24 protein-coding genes and 2 tRNA genes are annotated in these 21749 nt (G+C 54.5%); 14 read left to right on the top strand and 12 right to left on the bottom strand.

Translation table 11 applies throughout. From position 1 onward, the window contains the following. Positions 1 to 104 precede the first annotated feature (104 nt). From pgi to G512_RS0101455, 3 genes are all read left to right on the top strand, one after another. Entirely contained in the window at positions 105 to 1748 is a 1644-nt protein-coding gene (gene pgi / locus G512_RS0101465; protein ID WP_028480157.1) for a glucose-6-phosphate isomerase, read from the top strand. Between the two features lie 108 nt (positions 1749 to 1856). Further along, complete coding sequence (locus G512_RS0101460) at positions 1857 to 2126, top strand: YMGG-like glycine zipper-containing protein (protein ID WP_028480156.1); 270 nt, start codon at positions 1857 to 1859, stop codon at positions 2124 to 2126. 186 nt (positions 2127 to 2312) lie between these two features. Then, positions 2313 to 2579 (top strand): glycine zipper domain-containing protein, encoded by a 267-nt coding sequence (locus G512_RS0101455; protein WP_028480155.1) that lies wholly within the window; start codon positions 2313 to 2315, stop codon positions 2577 to 2579. A 92-nt stretch (positions 2580 to 2671) separates the two neighbouring features. On the opposite strand, the gene ald is transcribed toward G512_RS0101455, so the two are convergent. Continuing rightward, positions 2672 to 3790 (bottom strand): alanine dehydrogenase, encoded by a 1119-nt coding sequence (gene ald, locus G512_RS0101450; RefSeq protein ID WP_028480154.1) that lies wholly within the window; start codon positions 3788 to 3790, stop codon positions 2672 to 2674. A gap of 167 nt (positions 3791 to 3957) precedes the next feature. Here ald and G512_RS0101440 point away from each other — a divergent pair, with 167 nt between their 5' ends. Both G512_RS0101440 and G512_RS0101435 read left to right on the top strand, forming a co-directional pair. Further along, complete coding sequence (locus tag G512_RS0101440) at positions 3958 to 4422, top strand: Lrp/AsnC family transcriptional regulator (RefSeq protein ID WP_028480153.1); 465 nt, start codon at positions 3958 to 3960, stop codon at positions 4420 to 4422. 117 nt (positions 4423 to 4539) lie between these two features. Beyond that, entirely contained in the window at positions 4540 to 5415 is an 876-nt protein-coding gene (locus G512_RS0101435; RefSeq protein ID WP_051268729.1) for an SMP-30/gluconolactonase/LRE family protein, read from the top strand. A gap of 27 nt (positions 5416 to 5442) precedes the next feature. Here G512_RS0101435 and trhO read toward each other — a convergent pair whose 3' ends face one another. From trhO to G512_RS0101380, 11 genes are all read right to left on the bottom strand, one after another. Further along, positions 5443 to 6231 carry an oxygen-dependent tRNA uridine(34) hydroxylase TrhO gene (trhO, locus tag G512_RS19655; RefSeq protein ID WP_051268727.1) on the bottom strand — a complete coding sequence of 263 codons (789 nt, stop codon included), beginning with the start codon at positions 6229 to 6231 and terminating at the stop codon, positions 5443 to 5445. 134 nt (positions 6232 to 6365) lie between these two features. Continuing rightward, the gene (locus G512_RS0101425; RefSeq protein WP_028480151.1) at positions 6366 to 6698 is read right to left on the bottom strand and encodes a RebB family R body protein; all 333 of its coding nucleotides are present in this window, start codon (positions 6696 to 6698) and stop codon (positions 6366 to 6368) included. 117 nt (positions 6699 to 6815) lie between these two features. Continuing rightward, positions 6816 to 7136 carry a RebB family R body protein gene (locus tag G512_RS0101420; RefSeq protein WP_028480150.1) on the bottom strand — a complete coding sequence of 107 codons (321 nt, stop codon included), beginning with the start codon at positions 7134 to 7136 and terminating at the stop codon, positions 6816 to 6818. Between the two features lie 102 nt (positions 7137 to 7238). Beyond that, positions 7239 to 7865: a CDK5RAP3 family protein gene (locus G512_RS0101415; RefSeq protein WP_028480149.1), complete on the bottom strand. Its 627-nt coding sequence runs from the start codon at positions 7863 to 7865 to the stop codon at positions 7239 to 7241. Continuing rightward, positions 7807 to 8211: a hypothetical protein gene (locus tag G512_RS0101410; protein ID WP_028480148.1), complete on the bottom strand. Its 405-nt coding sequence runs from the start codon at positions 8209 to 8211 to the stop codon at positions 7807 to 7809. The genes G512_RS0101415 and G512_RS0101410 overlap by 59 nt, the downstream gene beginning before the upstream one ends. A 50-nt stretch (positions 8212 to 8261) precedes the next feature. Beyond that, a complete protein-coding gene (locus G512_RS0101405; protein ID WP_028480147.1) occupies positions 8262 to 8450 on the bottom strand; it encodes a hypothetical protein in 189 nt (62 codons plus the stop codon). Between the two features lie 11 nt (positions 8451 to 8461). After that, positions 8462 to 9352: a hypothetical protein gene (locus G512_RS21965; protein ID WP_051268724.1), complete on the bottom strand. Its 891-nt coding sequence runs from the start codon at positions 9350 to 9352 to the stop codon at positions 8462 to 8464. Positions 9353 to 9381: 29 nt separating this feature from the next. Next, positions 9382 to 9609 carry a RebB family R body protein gene (locus G512_RS0101395; protein ID WP_028480146.1) on the bottom strand — a complete coding sequence of 76 codons (228 nt, stop codon included), beginning with the start codon at positions 9607 to 9609 and terminating at the stop codon, positions 9382 to 9384. Positions 9610 to 9693: 84 nt separating this feature from the next. Next, positions 9694 to 10257, bottom strand: a complete 564-nt coding sequence (locus tag G512_RS0101390) for an RNA polymerase sigma factor (RefSeq protein ID WP_036488209.1) — start codon at positions 10255 to 10257, stop codon at positions 9694 to 9696. 485 nt (positions 10258 to 10742) lie between these two features. Continuing rightward, positions 10743 to 10818: transfer RNA gene (locus tag G512_RS0101385), tRNA-Lys, on the bottom strand. 62 nt (positions 10819 to 10880) lie between these two features. Beyond that, positions 10881 to 10956: transfer RNA gene (locus G512_RS0101380), tRNA-Lys, on the bottom strand. Between the two features lie 568 nt (positions 10957 to 11524). Here G512_RS0101380 and G512_RS0101375 point away from each other — a divergent pair. The 9 genes from G512_RS0101375 (at position 11525) to G512_RS19645 (ending at position 21704) form a co-directional block, all read left to right on the top strand. After that, positions 11525 to 13294 (top strand): acetolactate synthase 3 large subunit, encoded by a 1770-nt coding sequence (locus tag G512_RS0101375; protein ID WP_028480144.1) that lies wholly within the window; start codon positions 11525 to 11527, stop codon positions 13292 to 13294. Between the two features lie 16 nt (positions 13295 to 13310). Next, positions 13311 to 13898 carry an acetolactate synthase small subunit gene (gene ilvN / locus G512_RS0101370; RefSeq protein WP_028480143.1) on the top strand — a complete coding sequence of 196 codons (588 nt, stop codon included), beginning with the start codon at positions 13311 to 13313 and terminating at the stop codon, positions 13896 to 13898. A gap of 80 nt (positions 13899 to 13978) precedes the next feature. Beyond that, the gene (locus G512_RS0101365; RefSeq protein ID WP_028480142.1) at positions 13979 to 14731 is read left to right on the top strand and encodes a pyridoxine 5'-phosphate synthase; all 753 of its coding nucleotides are present in this window, start codon (positions 13979 to 13981) and stop codon (positions 14729 to 14731) included. A 288-nt stretch (positions 14732 to 15019) separates the two neighbouring features. Next, positions 15020 to 15433 (top strand): universal stress protein, encoded by a 414-nt coding sequence (locus G512_RS0101360; RefSeq protein ID WP_028480141.1) that lies wholly within the window; start codon positions 15020 to 15022, stop codon positions 15431 to 15433. A gap of 15 nt (positions 15434 to 15448) precedes the next feature. Next, on the top strand, positions 15449 to 17080 hold the full coding sequence (locus tag G512_RS0101355; RefSeq protein ID WP_028480140.1) for a BCCT family transporter: 1632 nt from the start codon (positions 15449 to 15451) through the stop codon (positions 17078 to 17080). Positions 17081 to 17342: 262 nt separating this feature from the next. Continuing rightward, entirely contained in the window at positions 17343 to 17987 is a 645-nt protein-coding gene (locus G512_RS0101350; RefSeq protein WP_178378235.1) for a TetR/AcrR family transcriptional regulator, read from the top strand. 42 nt (positions 17988 to 18029) lie between these two features. Next, complete coding sequence (gene ilvC / locus G512_RS0101345; RefSeq protein ID WP_028480138.1) at positions 18030 to 19049, top strand: ketol-acid reductoisomerase; 1020 nt, start codon at positions 18030 to 18032, stop codon at positions 19047 to 19049. Positions 19050 to 19091: 42 nt separating this feature from the next. Further along, positions 19092 to 19592, top strand: coding sequence for a GNAT family N-acetyltransferase (locus G512_RS0101340; protein ID WP_208974904.1), 501 nt, complete (start codon positions 19092 to 19094; stop codon positions 19590 to 19592). A 111-nt stretch (positions 19593 to 19703) separates the two neighbouring features. Then, entirely contained in the window at positions 19704 to 21704 is a 2001-nt protein-coding gene (locus G512_RS19645; protein WP_051268722.1) for an alkyl/aryl-sulfatase, read from the top strand. Positions 21705 to 21749: the final 45 nt, after the last annotated feature.

The following is a 21749-nucleotide window of genomic DNA, read 5'->3' as shown; positions in this document are numbered from 1 at the left end:
GACTACTCTTCTCATCTGCTTGCGCCCAATAAGATGGCTGCCCTGCAGCCTTGAAAAATTCAAAGACCTGACAGAACCACTTCTGGTACCACTGGAGACGCAAAATGTCCGCACTTGAACAATCCTGGTCCAAGCTCACTGAACATGCGAAGGCATTGCAATCAACCGCACTCACTGAACTGTTCGATGCAGATCCCAACCGGTTTCAAAAATTCTCCAGAACCTTCGACGACCTGCTGATCGATTTTTCCAAGTGTCAGGTTACAGAGGAGACCCTCGAACTCCTTTTGGACCTCGCAGCTGCTGCGAAGCTTGAACAAACCCGCGACGCCATGTTCAGCGGCGAAAAGATCAACACGACGGAGAACCGGGCCGTCTTGCATACAGCCTTGCGCAACCAATCCGATCGCCAGATCATGGTAGACGGTAAGGACGTCATGCCCGACGTGGCCGATGTTCTGGTGCGAATGGGCGAGTTTTCAGAAGGAATTCGCTCAGGCGAGATCACCGCGGCCAACGGCATGCCGTTCACGGATGTGGTCAATATCGGCATTGGCGGCTCAGATCTCGGTCCGGTCATGGCCACACTGGCCCTTGCGCCATATCATGACGGCCCGCGCACCCATTTTGTTTCCAACGTGGATGGAGCGCACATTCACGACACGCTGAAGGAGCTGGACCCAGCCACCACCCTTGTGATTGTGGCCAGCAAAACCTTCACCACCATTGAAACCATGACCAATGCCGCCACCGCCCGCAAATGGCTGGTAGAGGCCTGCGGCGAGCAGGCCGTTGCCCATCAGTTTGCGGCCGTATCGACAGCGCTGGACAAGGTGTCTGCGTTCGGTATTGACGCTGACCGTGTGTTCGGCTTCTGGGACTGGGTTGGTGGTCGTTACTCCATTTGGTCAGCCATCGGCCTGCCGCTCATGATCGCCATCGGGCCGGATGCTTTCGGTGAGTTTCTGGCTGGCGCTCATGCCATGGACGAGCACTTCCGCACCGCACCGCTGGAAAACAACCTGCCGGTTCTTCTGGGGCTGCTGGGCATTTGGCATCGCAATGCCCTTGGGTATCACACCCGCGCAATTTTGCCCTATGACCAACGCCTGTCACGCTTTCCCGCCTATCTTCAGCAATTGGACATGGAATCCAACGGCAAACAGGTGACGAAGGACGGTACCGCGGTGACCAACCAGACCGGACCGATTGTCTGGGGGGAGCCGGGCACGAACGGACAGCACGCGTTTTATCAGCTGATCCACCAAGGAACGACCGTCATCCCATGCGAGTTCATCGCCGCAGTGAACAGTCATGAACCGGAGCTGACAACGCATCACAATCTCCTGCTTGCCAACTGCCTTGCACAAAGTGAGGCCTTGCTGCGCGGACGTTCTCTTGCGCAGGTGCAGGAAAAGATGAAAGCAGCAGGCGCGGATGCCACTCAGATTGAACAGTTGGCTCCGCAAAAGGTCTTCCCCGGCAACCGTCCTTCGACAACAATACTCTATGAAAAGCTCACCCCATTCGCCTTTGGACGCCTGATTGCCCTTTATGAACACCGCGTGTTCGTTGAAGGGGTCATCTGGAATATCAATTCTTTCGATCAATGGGGCGTAGAATTAGGCAAGGAACTTGCCACACAGCTGCTACCAATGATAGAAAAACCCGTAGAGGCGACAGATAAGGACGGATCGACCCGCGGCCTGCTGGCATATGTTCATAGCCTCGGCAAAGCACGAAAGTGATCATACTTTCAACAAGATCCTCCTTATATGACGGATGGGATAGTTTTTGCTGCGGACATATCTTCGGTCATTTTTAGACGGGTGCCAGCAGCGTGAGGAGATAGAGACATGAAGAAAATTGCTCTTGTAAGCGTAGCCCTGCTGGCGTTGGCAGGTTGCAACACCTCCAGTCAGGGTGACCGCACACTGGCGGGCGCAGGCATCGGTGCCGCAACCGGTGCAGCCGTTGGTGCGGCCACCGGCGGCAACACCGGATCCACGCTGGCCGGCGCAGCTATTGGCGGCGTCGCAGGCGGCATCATCGGCAACCAGACCGCGCCGAAAAACTGCACCGCTTACGACCAGAACGGTCGTCCGTACGCAGTGCCTTGCCCATAAGCAGGCAGGACAGAAATTTTACAAGACCCCGTCACTCCGGTGGCGGGGTTTTTTGTTGCCGCACCCAAGGCAATCTGTCGCCATCGCTTAACCATCTTCAACTTCAGGATACCATTTTCAATTTACGAAACCCAAAAGTGACGCTAGGGTAACATAACCCCGAGTGGGGAGCGTAGGAGAACAAGAATGAAAAAAATCGCTCTCGTCCTCGCCCTGTTTTTTGGGCTAGCAGCATGCAGTGAATACAATAGGTCGGATCGCGCCCTCGTCGGCGGCGGACTGGGAGCCGCAACGGGGGCAGCCATCGGCGCAGCAACCGGTGATGCGGGAGCCGCTGTGGGCGGTGCGCTCATAGGTGGTTTGGCGGGCGGTATCCTGGGTGCAGCCACAACCCCCAGCCGTCGCTGTGTGGGCTATGATCGCTACGGCAATGCCTACTACTACAATTGTTAGGCCGGCCAAAAATCAGCCGAAACCTGATCTTTTGAATGAACAGAGCCATGCGGCGCGCCACCCGGCGGCCACCGCATGGCAGTAAAATCACTTCAGGAATTCAGCGCAATTTTCGGCGCGGTGTAGGCATACCCCAAAGACCCGGCAACCTCCTCAACGGTCACGGTGCCCTTGTAAACGTTCAATCCGGGCAAGAACCCCGGTATCGTTTCAAGCGCCTTCTTGTACCCCATATCCGCGAGCGCCAACACATAAGGCAAGGTCGCGTTGTTGAGCGCGGCCGTTGACGTCCGTGGAACTGCGCCCGGCATGTTGGCTACGCAATAATGCACCACATCATCAACAATATAAGTCGGCTCATCGTGGGTTGTTGGATGCGAGGTTTCAAAACACCCACCCTGATCGATCGCCACATCGACAAGTACAGAACCCGCCTTCATTGCCTTCACATGGTCAGCCGTCACAAGTTTGGGCGCAGCAGCCCCTGCAACGAGCACTGCACCGATCACAACATCCGCATCGATGACATTCTGGTCCAGACTGGCGCGCGTTGAGAACACGGTCTTGAGCGCCGGCCCGAACTGAGCGGACAGTGTACTGAGAACATTCACGTCCCGATCCAGCACCGTCACATCCGCGCCCAGACCCAGCGCCATGGCAATGGAGTGTGCGCCCACGACACCTCCGCCGATCACCACCACCTTGGCCGGCGGCACTCCCGGCACGCCGCCCAGCAGCACACCAAGGCCACCATTTGCCTTTTGCAATGCCGTCGCGCCCGCTTGAACAGCCAGACGACCGGCCACCTGGGACATGGGCGCCAGCAGAGGCAACCGTCCTTGAGTATCGCGCACGGTCTCATAACCGATACACACGGCACCAGATCTGACCAGATCCGCCGTCTGTTCTGCATCAGGTGCCAGATGAAGGTAGGTGAAGAGGGTATGTTCCGGTCGCAACATGGCCCGTTCGCTGGCCTGAGGTTCCTTGACCTTCACAATCAGTTCGGCCTCGTCAAAGACCTGTTGGGCGGTTGCCGCTATCTGCGCCCCTGCCGCAGCATATTCTTCATCCGGTGCACTGATACCCGCCCCGGCCTGAGTTTCTATGATTACCGTGTGGCCGTGGGCCACAACTTCCCGAACATTGTCGGGTGTGAGGCCCACACGATACTCGTGGTTCTTGATCTCCTTCGGAACACCGACACGCATATTGTTCTCCCTCTGCGCTCGCAGGTTTCTCGGCTCTATACGTATAAAAAACTAGACTTGATGCAGAAGAAGTTCTTTGCAAACATGTATTCTATTGGGGCACCTTGCGCGCTATTCTTGCGTCAAATCAGCAATGAGCAAAACAATATGCGAACGAAAGACGAAAAGTGAAAATCGACAGAATCGATCTTCAAATTCTCAAGCAACTCCAGTTCGACGGACGCATCCCAAATTCGGAGTTGGCCAACCGTGTCGGCCTCTCACCGTCAGCTTGCCTGCGGCGTGTGCGCGCACTGGAAACCTCCGGCATCATAGACCGCTACGTCGCGCTGTTAAACCCGACTAAGATCGGACGCAGCATGAGCGTGTTCGTGGAAATCTCGTTGGCCTCCCAATCCGAAGAAGCTCTTCAGGCCTTTGAAAAGGCCGTGGCCGCCTCCCCTGAGATTATCGAGTGCCACCTGATGGGCGGCGATGCCGACTATCTCCTGCGTATCGCTGCAGAGGATCCGACGGACTTCGAACGCATTCACCGTGACCACCTAACACGACTGCCGGGCGTAGCCCGCATGCGTTCCTCCTTTGCCATTCGCTCCGTCAAACAAAGCACAGCGTTCCCGATTGCTTTGTAACCTCAAGCCTCTGCGCTCCTCTATAATTTGCGGGATGCAGACGCCCGAACCTCGACCGCCCCACGCAAACCGCCTATAAGGGGGGCAAACAATTGAACCGCACCAAGGAGCAAGACAGTGGCACAACCCATTACCAGCCTCACTCCTGCCCGCTTTGATCTCGCCGAAGGCGCCGTCTGGGACGATCAGACAGATACGCTCCTGTTCTGCGATATTCTGGGTCACGCCATCTGGGCCATGGATTGGGAAACCCGTGAGTTGCAAAGCTGGAACTTTGACAAAACCGTTGGCTCATTCGGCTTGTGCGCCGATGGCCGTTTCATCGTAGCCCATCACGATGAAATCTTGCTGGTAGACCCCGACACGCAGGAACGTGAACTACTGGGTCAGGTCGAAGCAGATGACCCACGCACCCGCCTCAACGATGGGAAAGTCGGACCGGATGGGGCCTTCTGGGTCGGTACCATGGATGATCGATCGCCACGCCAGCCCATTGGCTCCTTGTATCGCGTTGCCCCAGATGGCAGCATTTCCAAGGTTCTCAGTGGATTGCACGTCTCCAACGGCCTCGCCTGGTCACCAGATGCGCGCTTCATGTATCACTCGGATAGCAGCACCGGTGTCGTAACCCGTTATGCCTTTGACAAGTCGACAGGCGCCCTGTCATCTCCTGAAGTGTATCTGGAGTTGGACAACACACTCGGGCGTCCGGATGGAGCCACAATCGATGCAGAAGGCAACTATTGGAGCGCGGGCGTCTCCGCTGGCAACGTGAATTGCTTCTCACCAGATGGAGACCTTATCAAATCCATTGGTATGCCCGTACCGCGTCCCACCATGCCGTGTTTTGCCGGTCCTGGACTGGACCATCTGGTGGTTACATCCCTCAAACCGCTCAGCGACACCGACTTGATGACCGCTTACCCGGAATCTGGCAGCCTGTTTGTCATGACACCGGGAGACAAGGGCATACCAACCTTCCACTTTGGCTAGCCCCTTTCGGGGCACAGCCCAAAAGGTCTAATCCTTATCCTCGTTGATCATGTAGTCAGCGAGGATACGGCGGGTCTTGTCAGGCACCTTGCGTCCCCATTGAGCCTTGAGCTTGTGGTCGACAGACACGCGGTCATCAAAAACGAAGCACTCGCCTTCCCAAAGGCTTTGGCCTTCCGGCACTTTCTCCAGATAGTTCAAAATGCCGCCTTCAAGGTGATAGACCTCGTCAAAGCCCTCTTCCAACATCAGCGCAGTCGCTTTCTCACAGCGGATGCCACCGGTGCAGAACATGGCGACCTTTTTGCCCTTCTTCAGCGCTTCATTGCTTCGGACCCAATCGGGAAATTCCTTGAAACTCTCGGTTTCCGGGTCAATTGCCCCTTTGAACGTGCCCATAGCCACTTCGTAGTCATTGCGCGTATCGATAAGCACAACCTCCGGGTCCTGAATGAGGTCGTTCCAGTTTTCAGGTTTTACATAGGTTCCGACCTTTTGAAGCGGATCAATGGCGGGCACCCCCATGTTGACGATCTCTTTTTTCAACCGCACCTTCATGCGCCGAAACGGAATGCGCTCCGCCCAGGACTCCTTATGAGTAAGGTTTGAAAAACGCTCGTCCTGACGGAGATGTGCCAGAAGGGCACGAACCGATGCTTCCTCGCCAGCAACGGTACCGTTGATACCCTCCCGCGCAAGCAAAAGGCTGCCGCGAATACCCCGCTCCTTGCAGAACTCCAACAGTGGCATGCGAAAGCGCTCAAAGTCCTCAAATGGGGTGAATTGATAAAGGGCGGCAACAAGAATATCGGCCATACGTCTCTTCACAGTCAGTTCGTGATGGGTTTACGGCGCTATATACCGAAAACCACTGCTATGTGAAGATGCTTATCAAACGAAAAGTGCTGCCCGCGAGGACAGCACTTCCGAGCCGCATTTTATTGGGAGGATTAACGACCGGTGTTATTGAACGCCTGAAGCACCGTCATCAGGGTGGTCAGGTTGTCCGCAGTGCCGCTTTGAGCCACTTTTTCGGTGGCACCAGCCCCCGCCATGGTGTCCATGGAGTAGATCTGCATCACACCTTGGTTAGTTGCAGCCTGAGACAGGGTATTCTGCTGCTGAGCTGCCGAAACAGCATTTTCAAACAGAATACCAGTCGAATGAGCCATGCTCTGGTAGATGGAGCCCATCGCCATGGCAGGTGCTTCACCTACCACTTTCACGTTGGACTGGGTTACCGCATCGGTGATCATGGGGTTTACGGTAGTTGGATCTGGCATGTGTTTTTCTCCTCAGTAAGGCAGTTTTATTTTCGGGCTCGGCTATAACGGCAAGAGAACACAACTAACAAACAAGCGCCGAGCATAAGAGAGCGCTGCCCGAAGGCTAAAAGCTGATCAGGTGAAAGACTGCAGGACAGTCAGCAGTGTGCTCAGGTTGTCGGCCTCACCAGCCTGGCCCACTTTTTCAGTTGCACCCGCACCAGCCATCGTATCCATGGAATAAATCTGCATGACGCCTTGGTTGGATGCAGCCTGAGACAACGTGGTCTGTTGCTGCGCCGCAGAAACGGCATTTTCAAACAAGATGCCGGTTGAGTGCGCCATGCTCTGGTAGATGGAGCCCATCGCCATGGCCGGGCCTTCCGCCACAACCTTGACGTTGGATTGCGTAACTGCGTCTGTCACCATCGGGCTTACGGTAGTTGGATCTGCCATTTGTTTCTCCTGTAAGGGAAATTCCAATCTGCTTACATGAACTAAGACGCCAGCCTATTCTTTATGTGAACCGCATTTTTCTGCGGATTAACTATTTGATTTCTAGAGGTTACTTTTACTCGAAATGAATTTATTAACTTCGGCAACCAAAGGCGCGATCTGTTCTGAAACGGCCTGATGTACTTCATTGCGGATAATGCGGCGCAAGGCATCCGCGACTTGTTCTGCAACCGAGAGCTGCGGCTGAGCTCCAGAGGCATTGAACTGTTGCCCGCCGCCGGCAGGTTCCCCTCCCGAAGGAGCGGCCGCTTGACCACGCATCCGCGCTGGTCCTTGCTCCACGGCTTCTCCTTGCAGATTAGGCAAGTCCTTGAGCATGGACTGTATTTCGCCCTGTACACTTGCATTCACGCGTTGAACCGCCTCATCCACATCCCGGAGCACGGATTGAGCACTCTGGTTGATCTGACTGCTGGCCTGGGTCACGTCGGCTTGTTGCTGCTGCATGTCGGAAATCACTTTTTGCAGGTTCGGAATGGATTGCTTCAAGCTCTCGAAGTTCTTCAGAGCCGCTTCCACCTGTTCTCGGGCGGCAGCCACCTCACTCTCAACCGTTTTGGTTGCGGCTTGTTCTTCAGCCTTGGCTTTGTCGACAGCCTGCTCCAGAGCCTCAGCGGCCTCGTTCACCGCGGGGTCTTCCGCAGCACCGCCCTTGCCTCGCTCGCCCATTCTCCACCTCCTCTTCCACGATGACCTGCTCTACATTGATGGTCTCGGAAAGGGTCACGTCCACGTTTACATCCTCACCCATCAACTCCTGATCTTGAAGCTGCTCCTCCGCGCTCGCCTGTGCGAATGCTGTTTCAGAAAATGCCTTTTTTGCCATTTTCTCCGCACGGCACAACGCATTACGCGCCGCATTGAGATACGCCAGAAAACCAGGGATTTGTTCGTGCCTGATCTCGCGGGGTTCCTTGGTCTCCTGCGTTTCTTCAAGCACGACGATCCAACGCCGCAGATGGGTCATCGTGACCTCGTCCAGCTCCTCGCGGATATAGCTCACATCACGTTCCATATGATCTCTCCATTTAATGCGCCGGCCATGAAAGCCTTGGCAACAGACGCTCAGGAACCGCGCTTGCGCAGGTAGTACAACAGCACGATCAGAAGCATTTGCTCGCTGTTGGACAGCTTCTGCACCTCCTGCAAGGCGCGAATGAATGCTTTCGACACCAAAGGCTTTTTGCCGTCATTCTTGCCTTCGTCAGATGGCGCACCGGAAGTGGGGGTGTTTGTTCGTGAGGCGTCAGTCATCGATTTGCCTCCTAACCACTCAGTTTCGTGCCAGATATGATTTTTGCGGCAGATGTCCCCGCCGTTTCACTGGCCTTTCCGAAAGCAGTGATGGCCTCGGTGACCATTTTCTGAAGCTGTTCAAGCGCGGGTGCATCTGCTTCCGCCGTGGCAGGGTTTTCTGCGATTTTGGCCGCGACAACCGCCTGTGCCGCAACGGCAATTTGCATGATTCCGTTCATGTAGGTTTCAGCATTCTGCGTGGCGTGGCCTGCTGTTTGGGTCGCCATCACATCAGCTGGCACTGACACCATTTCGGCCACGTAATTCGCGTTCTCGTAGTTCGTGAATTGAACCGCCTGCACAATTTGTTGGTTCAACTCCGAGGTATCTGGTGTGGTCGTCGTAAGCGCCTGTCCGGGCATGGGCTGTCCTTCTCCCTCCGCAGTGTTGGATGAACCATTGCCATTTCCTCCGCCGGTACCGCCGCTGCCACTTGCGGGATCACTCGCACCCTCATTCTGCGTTTCATCGGGTACAGCCGAAGCCGAAACAGTCTTTGGGTCAGCGTTGGCATCAAGGCCGGTTCGAAGCGCAGCCTGAGTTGAAGACGCCTGCGCCATGGTGTTGTGAGTGCCCGGTGCAGACGCATCTGACCTGACTGAGGATCGGGGCGCATCCCGATCTGTATCCGTGTCGGCCAGGCTCGCATCTGAAAGAGTTTCGGTCTGCGAGAACCGTTCCTGCTCAATTTCCGAGATGAGATCGTCAAACGGATCCCCCGACCCGGCACTTCCCGGCTCGTTCAGCGCAGAACCGGCTCCGGTATCGCGCCCGCCGAACAGTTGCGATAATGCGGTTTTTCGACGTGCAGCAGCTTGCTCAAAAGGGGTCTGCCCTTTTGGCTCATCATCATCTTGCATGGCTTAGCCCCGTGGATAGGCCCGATACGCTAGCCCTTTATGTCCATGATCAATTGAACGCCCTTGGAAATGACAGCCGCTGTTACCTGGTTCATGGCCTGTTGGCTGTGTGTGGCGTTCTGAACGGAAAGGCCGGAGGCATGACTGACAACCTGATACAAACTCGCCATCGCTTGAGACGGAGACTCCGCAACAACTTTGACGTTCGTCTGGGTGACAGCATCGGTAATTTGAGGATTTACAGTCTCATCAGCCATGGTGTTGTCCTTGCCATTGTGTTGTTAACCATTCAGTTGGACGCCCTCGCCTCACCGATGTGAAGCCTTTGCGCCAGCCGCAGTTCAGTCTGCAATCATTACCTTCAACTTCTGACGCAGGAACTGGACACGCTTGCGCGCCAGCGCCTGAGAGATCTCCAGTTCCTCCGAAATCTCCGGATATGACCGATCTTCGACGAACTTCATCGAGAAGATCTGCTGGTAGATGGCCGGCAGGTCGAGCAATGCACCCTGCAGACGCTGCAATTCCTGCCGCGTGACCAGTTCCCTTTCCTGGCCCTTAGCCTCCCAATCTGATTGTGCGATCCGATCTTCATGGACATCCGTATCCGCATCTCTGTGTTTGAACTCGTGCCGCTTTTTCCGGTATTGGCTGATGAACTCGTTTTTCAGGGCAAACATGAAAAACGCTTTCGGGTCCTTCAGGTGCACGGGTCGCCCGTTGAAGTGATTTGCGGCTTTCAAAATCGTGGCCGACAACAACTCCTCCGCTGCATCCGGGTCACCGTTGGTTAACCGAAGCGCCCTCCCCTTTAGCATTGGCTTGCATTGCACCCAACAAGACCACAAGTAGTCCATTCCATCATCTTGACGAACAGACCCATTAACGACTGGAAGCAAAGTCATAATTACCCCACCACAGATTTTATAATTGATGACGAGGCGGTTTTTGTTTTGTGAATACTTGTTTTTTACTTTATTCTCGCCGTTCAAATCTCGAAAAACCAAGAATTAACGAGAGATGAGCAAGCGTAAACACCTAAATCTCAAAGTTGCATAAAAAGACAATATGCAACCCATGATAGATTAAACGGTGTGAGGTGCGAAAATACCCATTGAAAACAGAAAGTTATGAAACACCTTAAAGCTAGGCGGGGCGTTCAGCTAGACTACCATGCCCTCTGAATAGGTGTTAACAACCTTAGATTATATAAAAAGCAGTTTATACAACCTTTAGGTGCACTCTGATTATTGGGGGGGGGAGGCAAGCTATCGTCATCGGCGCACGATCGTCCGATTCAGCTTTGGCGGCGCGAGACAAGAGAGCATAGAACGCCAACGCCCTCCGCCCAAATCGGGTGGCATCATGGTTTTTCAGTGAGGAAGAAATATGGTGGGTGCACGGGGATTCGAACCCAGGACCGGCTGATTAAGAGTCAGCTGCTCTACCAACTGAGCTATACACCCAACATGTTCGGAAAGACTTCCGAGCTACGCTGACGACGCCTTTTCCTGTTGCAGGAAAGAAATGGTGGGTGCACGGGGATTCGAACCCAGGACCGGCTGATTAAGAGTCAGCTGCTCTACCAACTGAGCTATACACCCATTCGCGTCGAAGCGATGGCGGGTATATATCGGCATGCTTTGGCGAGCGCAAGCCCTGTTTCACAAAACTTTCAAACCACTGTGGGCAAACCACCTTAATTTATTCAAAAATATGCACATTTACGCATCGATCCAACGCATTCGAACGCATCATCAACGACCGCTTCACTCACGCCCTTTCTGAAGCCCGGATGCATGGCACCGCATACAGGCATATTTAGCTTCTCTCAAACAACCATGACGAAATCTCAGAAAACATTCTGCGGTAACAGCGCAATTTTCGATAAAAACGCTTGACGATTTTCCAAAACCCACAGTAGTCTTCACCTACGCAAAGAAACGGGTGACGCCCGACCATCAGATTTTGAGCAGGGAGACAGGCTTCGGCCTTCATATAAAATCATGAAGCTAGCAAGCATTCTTCTTATCGTGGTGGGAACGCGCGTCGCCGGAGTGGGATAAGGCCACTCGGAACGGTTGGACGCGCGCAGGAGCCTTGAGGGCTCCTTTTTTTTTGAAATCAAACTTGGGTCATGACACCCCAGCGGCATACAAGAGGGCAGACGCAATGGAACGGGAGATGACAGGTGCGGAGATGGTTCTCCAAGCCTTCAGGGATCAGGAAGTAAAACACGTTTTTGGGTATCCAGGCGGTGCCGTGCTTCCGATCTACGACGAGCTCATCCAGCAAGACGATATTGCCCACATTCTTGTGCGCCATGAACAGGGCGCAGGCCATGCGGCAGAAGGGTATGCGCGCAGTACCGGCAAACCGGGGGTGGTTCTCGTTACATCCGGTCCCGGAGCCACCAACATGGTCACGGCTCTGACCGATGCCATGCTGGACTCCATCCCCCTGGTCTGCATAACCGGTCAGGTACCGACCAATCTGGTTGGCTCCGACGCATTTCAGGAGTGCGATACGGTGGGCATCACCCGCCCCTGTACGAAACACAACTGGCTTGTCAAACGCATTGAGGATCTGCCGCGCATCCTCCATGAAGCGTTTTACGTGGCCAAATCCGGCCGCCCCGGCCCGGTGGTTGTAGATATTCCCAAGGACGTTCAGTTCGCTACCGGCACCTATGCAGGTCCTTCAACGAGCCATGTACAGCACAAGAGCTATAATCCGCCAACCAAAGGCGACATGACAGCCATCCGTGCTGCGGTTCAATTGATGGCAACTGCCCAGCGGCCAGTCCTGTATACTGGCGGCGGCGTCATCAACTCGGGTCCACTGGCCAGCCAATTACTGCGCGAACTGGTTGAAATGACCGGTTTTCCGGTCACCTCGACCCTCATGGGTCTGGGCGCTTATCCAGCTTCCGGCCCCGAATGGCTGGGCATGTTGGGGATGCACGGCACGTATGAAGCCAACATGGCCATGCACGACTGCGACGTCATGGTCTGCATCGGTGCTCGTTTCGATGATCGGATCACAGGCAAACTGGACGCCTTCTCCCCCAACTCCAAGAAAATCCACATCGATGTCGACCCCTCCTCCATTAACAAGATAGTCCATGTAGATATTCCAGTCGTTGGCGATGTTGCTCACGTCTTGGAAGACATGGTGCGCATCTGGCGCGCCTCCAGCTTCAAGCCAAGAGCCGAAGTCAAAAACTGGAAAAAGCAGATTGATCAATGGCGGGCGCGCAATTGTCTAGCCTATCGCAACAGCGACGACATCATCATGCCTCAATATGCGCTCCAACGTCTGGGAGAAGCGATCAAGGGCAAGGACGTCTACATCTCCACGGAAGTTGGTCAGCACCAAATGTGGGCCGCCCAGTTCCTCGGCTTTGAAGCTCCGAACCGATGGCTGACCTCTGGTGGTTTTGGCACGATGGGATACGGAATGCCAGCAGCCATTGGAGCACAGGTTGCGCACCCGGATTCGTTGTGCATCAACATCGCCGGAGACGCTTCCATTTTGATGAACATTCAGGAAATGTCGACAGCGGTACAGCATGGCTTGTCACCCAAAACGTTCATCCTGAACAACAGCTACATGGGCATGGTGCGCCAATGGCAGCAACTGCTGCACGGCAATCGTCTTTCCCACTCCTATACCGACAGCTTGCCAGATTTTGTGAAACTTGCAGAGGCTTACGGCGCCAAGGGCATTCGCGTCACGAAACCACATGAACTGGATGATGCCATTCAGGAAATGATTGAGACACCGGGGCCCGTACTGTTTGATTGTTGCGTGGCACAGCTGGCAAACTGCTTCCCGATGATCCCTTCCGGCAAACCGCACAATGAAATGCTGTTACCGGACGAGGCGAGTGATGAAGCCGTGGCATCAGCAATCAGTAAAGAAGGGAAGGCCCTCGTGTGAGGGATGGGGGTACAAGATGAACGCACAAAACCTAGATGCACTATCAGCTTACTTCATTGCAGAAGTAAGTGATGTTCAGGAAACCCATACCCTATCGGTAATCGTAGATAACGAGCCGGGGGTTCTGGCGCGCGTAATCGGCCTGTTCTCTGGACGAGGATACAACATCGATTCTCTCAGCGTGTCGGAAACCGAACACGAACGCCATCTCTCGCGCATCACGATTGTAACGACCGGTACACCACAGATTATTGAACAGATCCGGCACCAGTTGGATCGTCTTGTGCCGGTCCACCGGGTGCGCGATCTGACCGTAGCGGCACTTCGGTTCAAACAGGACAAGCCACTGGAACGTGAGCTGGCACTGGTGAAGGTCGCAGGCGCTGGTGAAAAACGGCTCGAAGCCTTGCGTTTGAGCGAGGCCTTCAAGGCAACTGTCATTGATGCCACAACAGAGCACTTCGTTTTCGAGATCACTGGTCGCAGCAACAAGATCGAGCAATTCATCGATATCATGCGTCCCCTGGGGCTTGTTGAAGTCTCACGAACCGGGGTTGCAGCTTTAAATAGAGGACCAGAGGGCCTTTCAAGTAACGCTCAATAGGATTACTGTTGCAGACGAAACTCGACGCGGTGGTCTTGCTGTGCGACCACCGTCTTTGTCTGCAAAACTAAGGAAAACCTATGAGCACTCAAAGCCGTCTGTCTGTGAACGTGAACGCGGTTGCCGTCCTGCGCAACCGTCGTGATCTTCCTTGGCCAAGCGTGACGGGCATGGCTCGCATTGCCCTCACCGCTGGCGCAAAAGGCATCACTGTCCATCCACGCCCCGATGAACGCCACATCCGTAAAACCGACGTTGCAGATCTTACTGCGCTCATCAATGATGAATTTCCCTCGGCAGAGCTGTGTCTGGAGGGGTACCCCTCTGACAGCTTCATGGCCCTGGTCGAAAAACATCGCCCAGCGCAGGTCTTGTTTGTACCGGATGACCCAACCCAGACCACCTCTGACCACGGTTGGGATTTTGAAGCGAACGACACGCTTTTACGTACAATCATTGCCTCAGCAAAAAGCTGGGGTGTTCGCACGTCCTTGTTTGTTGATCCCAACCCGGAAGAACCCGCCAAAGCCAAAGCTGTTGGCGCGGAGCGCATGGAAATCTACACCGGACCATATGGCGCCTGTTATGATGATCCGGCAGCTGCTGAAGCAGAATTGGACAAGGTTATCGCTACTGCGGAAGCAGGGCGAGCAGAAGGACTGGCAGTCAACGCCGGGCACGATCTGACTGTGGCCAACATCCCTGCGCTGATCGAACGTGCCCCCTACATCTCGGAGATGTCGATTGGCCATGGGTTTGTCGCAGACGCGTTAATCTATGGCTTTGAAGAGAGCGTTCGCCGGTTCCGCCGCGCTCTGGGTGAGATCAAGTAAAAACCATTAGTGAGTCGCGCTGCTACCTTTCAGCAAAGAACCCTGTCAGCCGGAGGCACGCCTCCGGCTTTTTTGTGGGGCAACACTGAAGCGAAACCTCACCAGCAATCAGACACTTATTAGCTGACACGCCCTACTCTGAGGCAATTCCAAAGTTCTTCATTACGAAAAAATACGTGCCCCAATTGGACTTTATAGCACTTGTGCTGTTAACCTAACGCATTGGGAAGCAATGATTGCCTATCAGGAGCCCCTACTCCTTTTAGGCAACATAATAAAGGGAGAACAATGTTTAAGAAGCTAATGGTGCCAGTGGACTTGATGCATCCGGATATCTTGTCCAAGGCGCTGGATGTATCTGCTAATCTTTCTAAAACCTACAACGCACCAATCGTATATGTTGGTGTTACTGAGGAAGCGCCGACATCAGTCGCACACAATCCCTCTGAATTTCAGCGGAAAATGGCGGCGTTTGCTCAGCAGCAATCCGAGAAATACGGCATCGCAGCGGAAGGCATTGGCTACACATGCGGCGATCCGGCAACGGACATGAACGAGACGCTTCTGAAAGCCTCTGAAGACATTGACGCGGACCTCATCGTCATTGCGTCGCATGTACCCACGTTTGCGGACCGCCTCTGGTCTTCGCATGGCGGGGGCGTCGCCTCCCGCTCCAAGAAATCAGTCATGGTACTGCGCTAATCAAACGAGGCAAAAATGACAGACCAATCTGATCCCTCGGCTATCCCGATGCCAGAGGGCGCGGCTGACATTATCGATACTGACTACGAAATTGGTCAGGATAATATCACCGCCCAAGTCGGTCCGTTCGGACTAGACATTCATAACCCGGTTTTCGTGATTTCCGGCTTGACCATTGTTGGATTTGTGGTGCTGACGCTCATGTTTCAAAACAGCGTCGAACCCATGTTCAATGGTTTGCGTTCCTGGCTCACCTCGTCTTTTGACTGGTTCTTCCTTGGCGCAGCCAATGTTTTCGTCATTCTTTGTCTTGTGCTCATTGTTACCCCCCTTGGCAAAGTACGCATCGGAGGCAAAGAGGCCACGCCGGATTACAGCTACGCTGGCTGGTTTGCCATGCTGTTCGCAGCTGGGATGGGCATTGGGCTCATGTTCTTTGGCGTATCCGAACCCATTTCACACTATGCATCGTCGATAGCTGGCATGACCCAAGAAGGTGGTGCACGTACCGACTGGGCCCCCCTTGGCGCTGCAACAGTAGAAAACGAAGCCATTCGTCTTGGCATGGCAGCAACAATTTTCCACTGGGGTCTCCACCCTTGGGCCATTTACGCGGTTGTCGCTCTCTCGCTTGCAATATTCAGCTTCAACAAGGGCCTGCCGCTCACGATGCGCTCCATCTTCTATCCGCTTCTCGGAGAGCGTGTTTGGGGCTGGCCAGGTCACGTTATTGACACTCTGGCCGTATTTGCAACGTTGTTCGGCTTGGCGACATCGCTGGGCTTCGGGGCAGCCCAAGCCAATGCCGGATTGGACTTCCTGTTTGGCATTGGAGATACCGAAACCTCCAAAATCATCCTCATCCTGGCAATTACAGCGGTCGCGCTCCTATCCGTTTTGGCCGGATTGGATGCAGGCGTTAAGCGACTGTCCGAAATCAACATGTTGTTGGCTGCAGCGCTGCTGTTATTCATCATTCTTGTTGGACCAACCATTGCGATCCTGACCGGCTTCTTCAAGAATCTGGCAGCCTACGCGGAATACCTTCCAGCGCTTTCGAATCCATTTGGGCGCGAGGATGACAACTTCCGGCAGGGTTGGACCGCATTCTATTGGGCTTGGTGGATCAGTTGGTCACCTTTCGTCGGCATGTTCATTGCGCGGGTCAGCCGCGGTCGGTCAGTTCGAGAGTTCGTCATTTGCGTACTTCTCATACCCTCAGTGGTATCAGTACTCTGGATGACAGCCTTTGGTGGCACAGCACTTTCACAGATCCTGCAGGACGGCTTGACCACTGTTAAGGAAGCCCCACTGGAACTGAAGTTGTTTGAAATGCTTGCCGCATTACCTTTGGCCCAGATTACCTCTTTCATCGGCATCGTATTGGTTATCGTGTTCTTCGTGACGTCCTCCGATTCCGGCTCACTTGTGATCGACACGATTACCGCCGGCGGCAAGGTCAACGCCCCAGTCTCTCAGCGCGTGTTCTGGTGCGTGTTCGAGGGCTTGGTTGCCATTACGCTGCTTGTTGGCGGCGGTCTTGGTGCGTTGCAAGCCATGGCAGTTTCGACCGGCTTCCCATTCGCCATCTTGCTGCTGCTTGCGTGCGTTGCCCTCTACAAGGGCCTTGCCAACGAACCACGCTAGCCTCTGGCAAAATTATTGGACGCGGCGAGGCACTCGCCGCGTCCAAATCTCTCTCTAGGTTTCGTCAGTTCCCAAAAGCAGTCCACTGACGACACGAAATAATCTCCCGCCATAGTCAAATCTCGAAGTCTGCGCTTGACCAAATCTCAAACGGGGCGTATACAGAACCGTACCGTACGGTACTGATTGAGTCTGATCCATCGCAGTAATGTGTGCACAGCTCAAACAGACCAAGAAACATTAAAGGACGGACAATAAGCCCGTGGCATCTCAAGAGACCATAAAGCGCGACGAGCCCTTCACCCAGCGCCAGCAGGCTGTTCTGGATTGCGCGCTGAATCTGCTTGTGGCCGGGGGAGAAAAGGCGCTGACGACAGCGGCCATTGCCCGCGAAGCTGGATGTTCGAAAGAAAGCCTCTACAAATGGTTCGGTGATCGCGATGGTTTGCTGGCCGCCATTGTAGAGCATCAGGCCAGCAAGGTGCGCGCACCAGATGCGCTCGACGGCCCGTTTTCCAAACAGACGTTAATTCAAGAACTGCAGCACTTTGCAGAAAACCTGATCGAGGTGATTTCAAGCGACATTTCACTGGCGCTGAACCGCCTCGCCATTGGACAGGCAAGCCGAGGTGATGTCGCTCTGGGCCGCACCCTTTTGCATAAGGGCCGGGGCCGAATTGGCGCCCAAACCACGCGCCTGCTAAGCGCCGCCATGCAGCAAGGTCACTTGGAAACAGCGCCAGCCAAGGAAGCTTACCATGTGCTGTACGGATTGGTCTTGAAGGACACCCACGTCCGCCTGCTGCTCGGTGATGAGCTCACGGCGGCTGAACAGGATACCGCAACAGTCGCCCGCAAGGCTGTTAGCGATTTCATGAAGCTCTACGGAGCAACAACGGAAGATTAAGGCCACACTGGTTTCAGGTGCGCCACTCAGAAGGGGAAAACAATGCGCGTCTATTATGATCGTGATGCTGACATCAATCTCATCAAGGGCAAAAAGGTAGCCATCATCGGTTACGGCTCCCAAGGTCGGGCCCATGCCATGAACCTGAAGGACAGCGGCGTCAAGGACATCGTCATTGCACTGCGTGAGGGCTCCACAACACGCTTGAAGGCAGAAGCTGACGGATTTGCCTGCAAGAATGTGGCGGAAGCCGCCGCATGGGCCGATCTGATGATGATGGCGACGCCTGATGAATTGCAGGCCGATATCTACAAGCAAAGCATTGCCGGCAACATTCGTGATGGCGCAGCCATTGCCTTTGCCCACGGCCTGAACGTTCACTTTGGCCTGATCGAGCCCAAGGACACCGTTGATGTGTTGATGGTTGCGCCGAAAGGTCCAGGTCACACGGTACGTGGTGAGTTCGAAAAGGGCGGCGGCGTTCCTTGCCTGGTCGCAATTCACCATGATGCGACTGGCAATGCGCTTGATCTTGCCCTGTCCTATGCTTCGGGCGTTGGCGGTGGTCGCTCCGGCATCATCGAAACGACATTCCGTGAGGAATGTGAAACTGACCTGTTCGGTGAGCAGGCGGTTTTGTGCGGCGGCCTTGTTGAACTGATCCGGGCCGGTTTCGAAACCCTCGTGGAAGCTGGCTACGCACCGGAGATGGCCTATTTCGAGTGTCTGCACGAAGTAAAGCTGATCGTCGACCTGATCTACGAAGGCGGCATCGCCAACATGAACTACTCCATCTCCAATACCGCGGAATGGGGTGAGTACATGACAGGCCCACGCATCATCACGTCCGAAACCAAGGCTGAAATGAAACGCGTTCTGGAAGAAATCCAGAATGGCACGTTCACCTCTCAGTGGATGCAGGAATGCAAGGCCGGCCAGGCGCGCTTCAAGGCAACCCGCCGCCTCAACGACGAGCATCAGATCGAGGCAGTTGGTGAAAAACTGCGTGAAATGATGCCGTGGATCAAGTCCAACGCATTGGTTGACAAGGCCAAGAACTAAATTCGATTGCGGGACATTACGGCTTCAAGCCGTCAATAATTCATGACAGGATCAAGGCCCGGCAAGACACCGGGCCTTTTTCATGGTGCAGACGGGACTTCCATGACCTATCACATCTCCACGGACAAGACGCGTCTGGATCTGGACGCAATATACCGCTTCCTTTCCGAAATTGCTTACTGGTCTCATGGCATTCCCAGAGAACTGTTCCTGACGTCTGTAGAGAACTCGCGATGCTACGGCGCCTATACTGCCGATGGGACGCAGGCGGCCTTTGCTCGCGTCATTACCGACTACGCAACGTTTGGCTACATCGCGGATGTGTTTGTCTTGCCAGATCACCGAGGTCGCGGTGTATCCAAGCAACTGGTTGCGGCCATTACTGAGGACCCGGAGTTGAAGGAAGTACGGCGTCTATCGCTGATCACCGACCACGCCCATGAGCTCTATCGCCAGTTCGGATTTGATGAAATAGCAGACGCGCCCCGGCGCATGGACCTTAAGCGCGCGGGCACGTACGGCAAAGCGCCCTACCCCTGCTAACCGGTTACGTGATCTTAACCGGTTTCAGAAGAACCCTCCATACCTCACTCGCTATTAAGCGATGGTGTTTACCTTGCGGTTTCAACAACAACAAGGTGGAGGTATACCGCCGTGACCAAAGCACTCTCGATCATGAGTTTGAGCCTGACGCTGGCGCTCGCAAGCGCGATTACGCCGGCGGCGAATGCCCAACCGCAGCCTGCAAGTCGTGCGACCCTGGAAAACTATGAAAACCTGATCCAGACCCTTCCCTTTGATGATCAACGCAGTTTCGACGAGGCAAAAGCGGGCTTTATTGCGCCACTGCCCAATGACGGCGTCGTTAAAAACGAAAACGGCGACGTGGTCTACGATCTCAAGCAATTTGAATTCATCATGCAAGGGTCCACTGCTCCCGAGACTGTGAACCCCAGCCTGTGGCGGCAGGCCCAGTTGATCATGCAGGGCGGGCTCTATGAGGTCGCGGACCGCATCTATCAGGTTCGAGCAGCAGATCTGTCCAACGTCACCTTCATTGAGGGCGATACGGGCATTATCGTAGTAGATCCGCTTATCTCTGCAGAAACTGCCAAGTATGCTCTCGACTTCTATTTCGAGCACCGCCCCCAAAAGCCGATTGTGGCCGTCATCTACACCCATAGCCACGTAGACCATTATGGCGGTGTACGGGGTATCGTAGACGAAGCTGATGTCAAAAGCGGTAAGGTGAAGATCTTTGCACCGGACGGTTTTTTGGAACATGCGGTGGCAGAAAACGTTATGGCCGGAAACGCCATGAGCCGCCGCGCCAGCTACATGTACGGCAACCTGCTGCCACGGACCCCACAGGGACAAGTCGGCGCCGGGCTTGGACCAACAACATCTACCGGCACGATCACGTTGATCCCGCCAACGGATGTCATAAAAGAAACCGGAGAAACACATCAGGTTGACGGCCTCACTCTGCGGTTCCTGATGGCACCGGATTCCGAAGCCCCTTCGGAGATGTTCTTCTATATTTCGGAACTGAATGCTCTTTGCACAGCAGAGGATGCGGTACACACTCTGCACAACACCTACTCTTTGCGGGGTGCCAAGATCCGAAATCCGTTGGCCTGGTCAAAGTACCTCAACGAAACCATCTATGAATACGGCGATACAGTCGAAGTCCTCTTTGCGCCCCATCACTGGTCGCTCACCGGCAATTCCCGGGTGCTTGAGCACTTGCGTAGTCAGCGAAACCTTTATCGCTTCATAAATGACCAACCCCTGCGTCTTCTTAACCACGGTTTCCGTATGACCGAAATCGCAGAGATGATCGAAATGCCCGAGGCACTGGCGCAAAACTGGTCCGCGCGGGGTTACTATGGATCCAATAATCACAACATCAAGTCCACTTACGTGCGTTATCTGGGGTGGTTCAATGGCAACCCGGCCACCCTTCACAAGTATCCGGAACGGGATGCTGCAAAACGCTATGTAGAGTTCATGGGAGGGGCTGACGCGCTTCTGGAAAAAGCAAAGACCTCCTATGATCAGGGTGACTATCGCTGGGTAGCCGAAGTAGTGAACCATTTGGTTTTTGCTGAACCTGACAATCAGGCAGCGAAAGACCTGCAAGCCAACGCCCTGGAGCAAATGGGGTACCAAGCCGAGTCCGGACCATGGCGGAACTTCTATCTTTCCGGCGCGCAAGAACTTAGAGAGGGTATCAAGGACCTTCCGGCTCCGGATACGGCCAGCCCCGACACGATACGGGCAATGGACCTTGATCTTCTGTTCGATTATGCGGCCATGCGCGTCAACTACGAAAAGGCGGGACAGACCGAATTCAAGCTCAATTGGGTTTTTCCAGATACCAAGCAAGAATATGTGCTTGAACTCCAAGATGCCGCCTTGAGCCATATGGCAGGTCATCAGGTACCAGATGCCGCCGCAACCATCACACTTAATCGAACGGACCTGGATGACATCCTACTGGGACAATTGACCTTTGAAAAAGGCATTCAGGACGGCAAAATCGAAGTTGATGGCGATCCCGACACACTATCAGCGTTTCTGGACATGCTGGATACGTTTGAGTTCTGGTTCCCGATTGTGACACCCGTTTCCATGGAAGCAGCCAACAAATAGCATCAAGGGTTCGGTTGCCGTTTTATTGGCGGCCGAACCCAAGGC

It is taken from the genome of Pseudovibrio exalbescens DSM 16456 (genome assembly GCF_000422785.1).
In the GTDB taxonomy this organism is placed as follows: Bacteria; Pseudomonadota; Alphaproteobacteria; order Rhizobiales; family Stappiaceae; genus Pseudovibrio; species Pseudovibrio exalbescens.
Note: the sequence above shows the minus strand (reverse complement) of the source record. Positions and strands in the feature narration are given on the sequence as shown.

Coding starts and splice junctions, on each gene's coding strand:
- ald (WP_028480154.1), bottom strand. CDS start 3,790: ATGCGTGTCGGTGTTCCGAAGGAGATCAAGAACCACGAGTATCGTGTG.
- G512_RS0101425 (WP_028480151.1), bottom strand. CDS start 6,698: ATGCCAGATCCAACTACCGTAAACCCCATGATCACCGATGCGGTAACC.
- G512_RS0101395 (WP_028480146.1), bottom strand. CDS start 9,609: ATGGCTGATGAGACTGTAAATCCTCAAATTACCGATGCTGTCACCCAG.
- G512_RS0101420 (WP_028480150.1), bottom strand. CDS start 7,136: ATGGCAGATCCAACTACCGTAAGCCCGATGGTGACAGACGCAGTTACG.
- G512_RS21965 (WP_051268724.1), bottom strand. CDS start 9,352: ATGCAAGATGATGATGAGCCAAAAGGGCAGACCCCTTTTGAGCAAGCT.
- G512_RS0101365 (WP_028480142.1), top strand. CDS start 13,979: ATGAGCACTCAAAGCCGTCTGTCTGTGAACGTGAACGCGGTTGCCGTC.
- ilvC (WP_028480138.1), top strand. CDS start 18,030: ATGCGCGTCTATTATGATCGTGATGCTGACATCAATCTCATCAAGGGC.
- G512_RS0101405 (WP_028480147.1), bottom strand. CDS start 8,450: ATGACTGACGCCTCACGAACAAACACCCCCACTTCCGGTGCGCCATCT.
- G512_RS0101415 (WP_028480149.1), bottom strand. CDS start 7,865: ATGGGCGAGCGAGGCAAGGGCGGTGCTGCGGAAGACCCCGCGGTGAAC.
- trhO (WP_051268727.1), bottom strand. CDS start 6,231: ATGGCCGATATTCTTGTTGCCGCCCTTTATCAATTCACCCCATTTGAG.
- G512_RS0101360 (WP_028480141.1), top strand. CDS start 15,020: ATGTTTAAGAAGCTAATGGTGCCAGTGGACTTGATGCATCCGGATATC.
- G512_RS0101340 (WP_208974904.1), top strand. CDS start 19,092: ATGACAGGATCAAGGCCCGGCAAGACACCGGGCCTTTTTCATGGTGCA.
- G512_RS0101460 (WP_028480156.1), top strand. CDS start 1,857: ATGAAGAAAATTGCTCTTGTAAGCGTAGCCCTGCTGGCGTTGGCAGGT.
- G512_RS0101390 (WP_036488209.1), bottom strand. CDS start 10,257: ATGACTTTGCTTCCAGTCGTTAATGGGTCTGTTCGTCAAGATGATGGA.
- G512_RS0101375 (WP_028480144.1), top strand. CDS start 11,525: ATGGAACGGGAGATGACAGGTGCGGAGATGGTTCTCCAAGCCTTCAGG.
- ilvN (WP_028480143.1), top strand. CDS start 13,311: ATGAACGCACAAAACCTAGATGCACTATCAGCTTACTTCATTGCAGAA.
- pgi (WP_028480157.1), top strand. CDS start 105: ATGTCCGCACTTGAACAATCCTGGTCCAAGCTCACTGAACATGCGAAG.
- G512_RS0101455 (WP_028480155.1), top strand. CDS start 2,313: ATGAAAAAAATCGCTCTCGTCCTCGCCCTGTTTTTTGGGCTAGCAGCA.
- G512_RS0101355 (WP_028480140.1), top strand. CDS start 15,449: ATGACAGACCAATCTGATCCCTCGGCTATCCCGATGCCAGAGGGCGCG.
- G512_RS0101410 (WP_028480148.1), bottom strand. CDS start 8,211: ATGGAACGTGATGTGAGCTATATCCGCGAGGAGCTGGACGAGGTCACG.